3 protein-coding genes are annotated in these 6,846 nt (G+C 30.7%); all 3 read right to left on the bottom strand.

Going from position 1 to position 6,846, the window contains the following annotated elements:
* Window positions 1–3,971 (bottom strand): FkbM family methyltransferase (locus tag DMB92_RS09040; RefSeq protein ID WP_142682738.1); only part of this gene is annotated, 3,971 nt, incomplete at its 3' end.
* The gene (gene wecC / locus DMB92_RS09035; protein ID WP_142682737.1) at window positions 3,968–5,185 is read right to left on the bottom strand and encodes a UDP-N-acetyl-D-mannosamine dehydrogenase; all 1,218 of its coding nucleotides are present in this window, start codon (window positions 5,183–5,185) and stop codon (window positions 3,968–3,970) included. The genes wecC and DMB92_RS09040, both read right to left, overlap by 4 nt.
* A gap of 6 nt (window positions 5,186–5,191) precedes the next feature.
* Window positions 5,192–6,325: a non-hydrolyzing UDP-N-acetylglucosamine 2-epimerase gene (gene wecB / locus DMB92_RS09030; RefSeq protein ID WP_142682735.1), complete on the bottom strand. Its 1,134-nt coding sequence runs from the start codon at window positions 6,323–6,325 to the stop codon at window positions 5,192–5,194.
* Between the last annotated feature and the right edge of the window lie 521 nt (window positions 6,326–6,846).

The raw sequence follows: 6,846 nt of genomic DNA, 5'->3' as shown, positions 1-6,846 counted from the left end.
CCTATGATTTTAAAGCTAAGATCTTTAAAGAAGTCTTTTTTACTAAGTTCTAAAATGGCTTTTATGCTTAGGTCATTGGCGTATTTTTTCGAGCTGAAAGGACGGATAGAGAGGATTTTTTTTCTTTGTTCTTTATCTTTTGGCTGATAGGAAAAGAGTTTTGTGTCTATTGGGTTATGTATTATGCTGTATTGGCTAGGCTCTAAGCTTAAATTCAAGTCCCCCAAACTTTCATTTTTAAAATGCTCAGAAACAAAAACAAAATGTAAATTTTTATGCTTTGCGTTGATAAGTTTCGTCCAAAAAGCCTTTCTTTGATCCGAAAGCCTTTTTTGCCTTTGGATTTCTTGAGAACTCATATTTTCAAAGTTAAACTCTCTTCTTTGCCATACTTGAATTTCAGCCCCATGCACCCACACAATGATTTTTATTTTATTAATAAATTTTTCCAAAACTTTCCACATATTTTGATCGATTAAATGTACCAAGATATATTTATACTTTCCACTTCTAAGATTTTCTTCTAGAAGTTCGCTACTTCCACGAACTACATCTATATCCTCAAATTCTCTACATAAATATTTTTCTTGGTTAGAAATTTGAAAAATATCAACTAAAACATTTGATTTTCTATAGGCTTTTACCCTAGAATGTAAAAAGCCATATTTGTAAATATCATCATAAGATGGATACTGTTTTGTTAAAATCAAAGCTTTTGATTTTTCAAGCGTAAGAAAAGGCTCTTTGCTCACGCTATCTATGATCAAACTTTTACAAACAAGCGCCCCAGGTCCTTGTATCCTCAAACCAAATTTCACATAGACGCTCTCAGGTGGTATAGCTAGGGTAATGATTTGATTTAAATTTCCCATGCTATGTGATATTTTTTCCTTATTTTCGTTTTGAAATTCAAATACAAGTTTTACATCTTCTGTATTAAAATTGCCTTCCAAAATACACTGAGAATTGTTGACTAGGTTTAAATCATCTCTTAAGAAAGACTCCGAAAAGACATATTTGTATTCTTCTTTATTTTGCTTGGATATAAACTCACAAGCTCCTTCGCTTCTTTGAATCTTTATCTTGGAATTAATGGATTTTGGCATAAGATCATAAAATTGATCACTACTAAATTTAAAAATCTCTATATTGGAATTAAGAGTTTTGTGTACAGCAGGTAATTTTGGAGATATTGATACAATATCTTTTTCAAAACAAAGCCCTAAATCAGCAAGTTTTATATCTTCTATATATCTTTGCAAAAGCTCTTCTGGAGCAAATCTTGCATTTTTACAATATCCAAAACAATCAAGCCCAAGCATACTTTCTAAGCTATATTTAAAATTTCTATCCAAAATAAAAGCCGTGAGCATTTTCTCATCTAAACTCTCAAAGTGAATAATAGAAGAAGTGATGTCTAATTCTTCGCAATACCTATATTCACTTCCTGAATGCAAAATCATCTCTTTATCCTTAAACTCATAAAAAGATGACTTACCTATGGCATGAGCCTTAGAATACTTGCGAGCTAAAATCAAATCTAAGCCATAATTTTTTGTGTAATAATCTTGAGGGCTTAAAATACCTAAAAATCCATTTTTTACTTTACTTAGGTAAGATACACACTCTAAAGCATTTTCTTTTATGATGATATTTTCTAAAGAACCTTCTATGCTCTCTTCAAAATTCTTTAAAAGAACTAAAAATTTATTTTGTACGCTTTGTTTTGAAAATACTTCTAAAATATACTCATAATCTTGCAAAGAATGGAGTTCTGCATAAAAATAAACACTAGGTTCTTCTTCTTTTTTTACCCTAGAAAATACAATAGAAAGTATATAATTTAATCTCTGAGTATAGGTATTTTCAAGCATAACTTTTCTTAAGCCTAGAAGACGAAATTTTTTATAATATAACTCATCACTGATAACAGCTTGCAATCTTCTAGAAATTTCTTCCTCATCATCAGAAGAAATGATCAAATCCCCAAAGAAATTCCTTAATGCCTTAGAGTAATTACTGATCGTCAAAGTATTTGAAGCCAAAAGCTCAAAAGCTCTTCTTGCAAACATTGTTTGAGATTGCTTAATGGTATTTAGTGTAATACCAAATTTATACCCTTTATAAGCCTTATTAATCTGTTCAAAAGGAAGCTTTCCAAGAACCATATCTTTATATTCTTGTGGAAATTTATAATGTGGATGCGGGTTATCATAATTTCTATCATATATACTTACAGGCTTTAAATTTTTAACAGCATCAACTAGGGTTTTAAAATCTCTTTGCCTTACTGGATATCTTAAATAGTAAGATCCAGCAAAGTTAAAACCATCTATCCTGTCGTACTCTTCGATAGGATTGTGAAATTCAGGCTGAACGGCAAAAGGCAAGCAATAAACATTCGTATGCCCTACATAGTATTTATATTCACCCACACAATCCAAATCCGTCGTAAAAACAAAATCGACATTCTGGGCAAGAGGTAAAAATTGTTCGAAATGAACAGGATCTTCTTTGTTCCAAAAAATAGTTGGAATACCAAGTGCCTTACAATAAATAAGTAAATTTTCTAATTCTTGAGAGAAGTTAGAAATTTTTTGTGTCCATAATTTTTCTAGACCCTCCCAAGCTGATTCTATAAATACAAAATCAGGCTTAAAAGATTGTATTTCTTGCTTAAAAGAGCTAGGACTAAGTTGTTTGAGTTCGCACTCTACTTTAAAACAACTATAAGTAAATTCGTCCATTATACAAGCAATTTTTACTTTCTTAATATCTTCAATATCCTTATCAAAAATTTTTAGCGTAGATGGTAAATGAATGTCTTTTCTGTATTTAGGTAAAATAGCTTGCATTTGCTGAATTTGGAGACTAACTTTTTGTTTAAATTTTTTATAATCTTGATAAAATCCGTAAGGCAAAGAAAGAATGTTTTTTAAATTTTTAGCCTTTACAAGACGGTTTCCCCACATAAAAGATAAAGTATTTTGGACAGCTTGCACTCTTTCTTCTTCTCTTTTTGTTTTTTGTTGTTCTAAGCTAAGTTTCATTTCTAAACTTAGTTTTTCTTTCATGGCTTTTTCAAGATTTTTTTGAACACATGCTAACTGATCTTTGAGTAAAGTAATAACACTATTATTGATCAATGCTATACTTCTTTTATGATAGTTTAAATTTTGAGTCATTCTGTAAGATTCAAAGGTATTTTTGGCTAAGATATTCCTAAGAATTTGCTTTTCATTTAATTTTTCTTCAGGAAAATATAAATGCGTAGGTGTTACATTAAAGGTTTGAAAATAAATATATCCAAGTTCTTGCATAAGCTCATCAATTTCTAAATAAGCATTTTGGTTTATAGCTTCTATATATATCAATGGGCGATTTTTTTCTATAGTCTTTTTTGCCCCTATCAAAACCTTAGTTTCCATACCCTCAACATCTATTTTAATACTTGCAATTTTTTCCCTTATTTCAAAATCATCAAGCCTCTTACATTCTATATCGCCTTGTCCAAGAGTAAGAGAATTTCCACCTAAATTTGAAAAATCCATATCCACAAAAGAAGCTTTTTCATCTTTATCAGATAAGCCATAGTTGTAAATTTTTACAAGATCTTCAAAGTGATTGATACTCACACTTTCTTGTATGATTTCACATAGTGCTTTATTGGCTTCAAAGGCATAAACTTTGATCTTATTTGCAGCTATAAATAAGGTGTGATTTCCTATATTTGCTCCTATATCTACAAAAACTTCTCCTTGTGGAATTCTTTTTAAAATATCTTGAAGCATTGTATATTCATAAGGAATTTTTTTCATAAAAACCTCCTTTTGAATATAATCTGTGTTTTTGTCAGGAAGGTATAATTTATAGTCGCAATTTCCCCCCACCTGCTTATCATTGATTAATTTCAAATCAACAACATAATCATCATTTTTTTTATTTCCAAAGGCTTTTAAATTTTCTTTCATTTTTCTATCCCACAAAAATCAAGTATTTTTTCATTATCTTCAAGCTTTAAGTTTTTAAATTCTTTATGTCCTACTAAAAGAGCTATGTTTTCATATTTTAAAGCCTCATTTAAAGCGATCAATTGACATTTTTCTTTTAAACTTTGAGGCAACTCCTTGATATTAGGCTCAACTACTGCCACTTCATAGCCCTTTTGGATAAGCAAACTCACTATAAAAACAGCTGGACTTTCTCTTAAATCATCAATATCAGGCTTAAAAGCTAGTCCCAAACAAGCAATTTTTTTATTTTTCAATACTTCAGCCCTATGAATAATCTTTTGAGTAACAAATAAAGGCTTACTATCATTAACCTCTCTAGCCATTTTGATCAATCTAGCCTCACTAGCAAAATCATAAACCAAAAACCATGGATCAACGGCTATACAATGTCCGCCAACACCGCAACCAGGTTGCAAGATATTAACTCTAGGGTGATGATTAGCAAGGCGTATAAGCTCATATACATCAATATCAGCCTTATCACAAAGCAAAGAAAGCTCGTTAGCAAAGGCTATTTGCACATCTCTTGAGGAGTTTTCAACAAGCTTAACCATTTCAGCTGTTTTTGCATTTGTATCTAAGCATTTGCCTTTAACAAAGCTTCTGTAAAGCTCTAAAGCCTTTTGTGTGCATTGAGGCGTGATACCACCTATAATCCTATCATTTTCCACAAGTTCTTCCAAAATTTTTCCCGGCAAAACCCTTTCTGGGCAGTATGCGATAAAAATATCACTATTTTTTGTATCTTGATGCGGAAAAATCAAATCCTTTCTTTCTTCGCTTAACCATTTTGAAAGCTTTTGGGTTGTTCCAACTGGTGAGGTTGATTCTAAAATCACCAAATCACCCTTTTTTAAAACCCGGGCAAGTTCTTTAGCTGCGGCTTTGATATAATCAAGATTAGGCTCATAACCAGCTTTAAAGGGCGTTGGAACACAAACGATAAAAACATCTGATGGACAAGGTTTTAAACTTGCCTTAAGAGCTTGCTCTTCAACAACCTTTTTTACCAAAATATCTAGGTTGGATTCTATGATATGAATTTTGCCTTGATTGATAGTATCAACGACATTTTGATTAACATCAACTCCTACAACCTTATGTCCTGAGCTTGCTAAAATAGCAGCAGTTGGTAAGCCTATATAGCCAAGACCAATAACACAAATTTGCATATAGTTTTATCCTTTTTGTTTTAAATACTCTAAAATTTTTTCACTAGCCTTGCCATCGCCGTAAGGATTAACATTTTTAGACATCTTCTCATATTCTTTTGTATCTTCAAGAAGTCTTTGAGCTTCTTGAACGATCTTTTGAGTATCAGTTCCTACAAGCTTTGCAGATCCAGCCTGCACGGCTTCTGGGCGTTCTGTATCATTTCTTGTTACAAGTATAGGCTTTGAAAGACTTGGGGCTTCTTCTTGAATACCCCCTGAATCAGTGATAATAAAATATGACTTATCCATGAGATATACAAATTCTTCATACCTAAGAGGAGGAATTAAAAAAACATTTTTTATGTCCTTTAACATAGCATTTACAACCTCATGAACATTAGGATTAAGATGTACAGGATAAATGATATCTACATTTTCATTATTCAAGGCAAGCTGTTTTAAAGCTTTGCAAAGATCTTGAAAGCCTTGTCCAAAATTTTCTCTTCTATGTCCTGTTACGAGTATAATTTTTCTTTCTTCATTAAAATGATAATACCTTGCAAGCTCTTTGAGTATTTGTTCTTTTAAAATGGAGTTTTTTTCTAGCTCTTCTTTCATGAAAAGCAAAGAATCAATTACCGTATTTCCAACGACAATGATATTTTCCGGGTTTTTGTTTTCTTTGAGCAAATTTTCTTTGGCATTTTGAGTTGGGACAAAATGATAATTTGCTAAAACCCCTATAATCTGTCTATTTGCTTCTTCTGGAAAAGGAGAATAAAGCTTATTTGTCCTCAAACCCGCTTCAACATGGGCGATTTTTATTTGCTTATAAAAAGCAGCCATACTAGCTATCATGGCTGTTGTTGTGTCGCCATGCACAAAAACCAAATCAGGATTAAAATCATCAAGCACATCATTTAATTTGGACAAAATAAAAGAACTAAGATCAAAAAGCGTTTGATTTGGCTTCATAGCATTTAAATCATAATCAGGAACAATTTTAAAAATAGAAAGAATTTGATCAAGCATTTGCCTATGCTGAGCACTTACACAAATTTTCGTAACAAATGCTTGATCGTTTTTAAATTTATGAATCAAAGGAGCTATTTTGATAGCTTCTGGTCTAGTTCCAAACACGAAAAGAACTCTTTTCATCGATAAATTGCCTCAAATTTTATTTTGTATTGAAAATATAATTTTTCAAACTATATTTCTAAACTATAAAGCTTAAAATTTCAAATCCACAAAAAACTTCTAAGAACTTGCATCAAGTTCTCTTGGAGTCTAACCCAACTTCATAACCGCTACTTCCAAAAATAGCAAGTGTGATTTTACAAAAATAAAGCTTAAAATATCATTTTTTTAAATCTACAACTTTGAAACCTTGTAAAGTATTAATGATGATAGAAATTTTATTTTCTTAAAACTAATAAATGAAAAATTTAAATGGCATTATCAAAACGATACGCTAAATATAGTTTGAAAAATTATATTTTCAATACAAAAAAAATTAATCTCGCTTAAACTTCTCATTAATAAAATAAAAAAGGTATGAAATGACATTACTTTTAGACAAGAAAAAACTTAAAAAAGATCCAAAAAACTTTTTTAAGGAAAGTAAAAATCCTCTTTTAAAAATATTTTTTAAAGAAAATAAGGCTTAAAAATGTTTTTTT

Origin of the sequence: Campylobacter sp. MIT 99-7217 (assembly GCF_006864365.1) — a bacterium.
Taxonomy (GTDB): Bacteria; Campylobacterota; Campylobacteria; order Campylobacterales; family Campylobacteraceae; genus Campylobacter_D.
The sequence above is the reverse complement of the archived record's forward strand: the minus strand, read 5'-3'. Positions and strand labels throughout refer to the sequence as shown.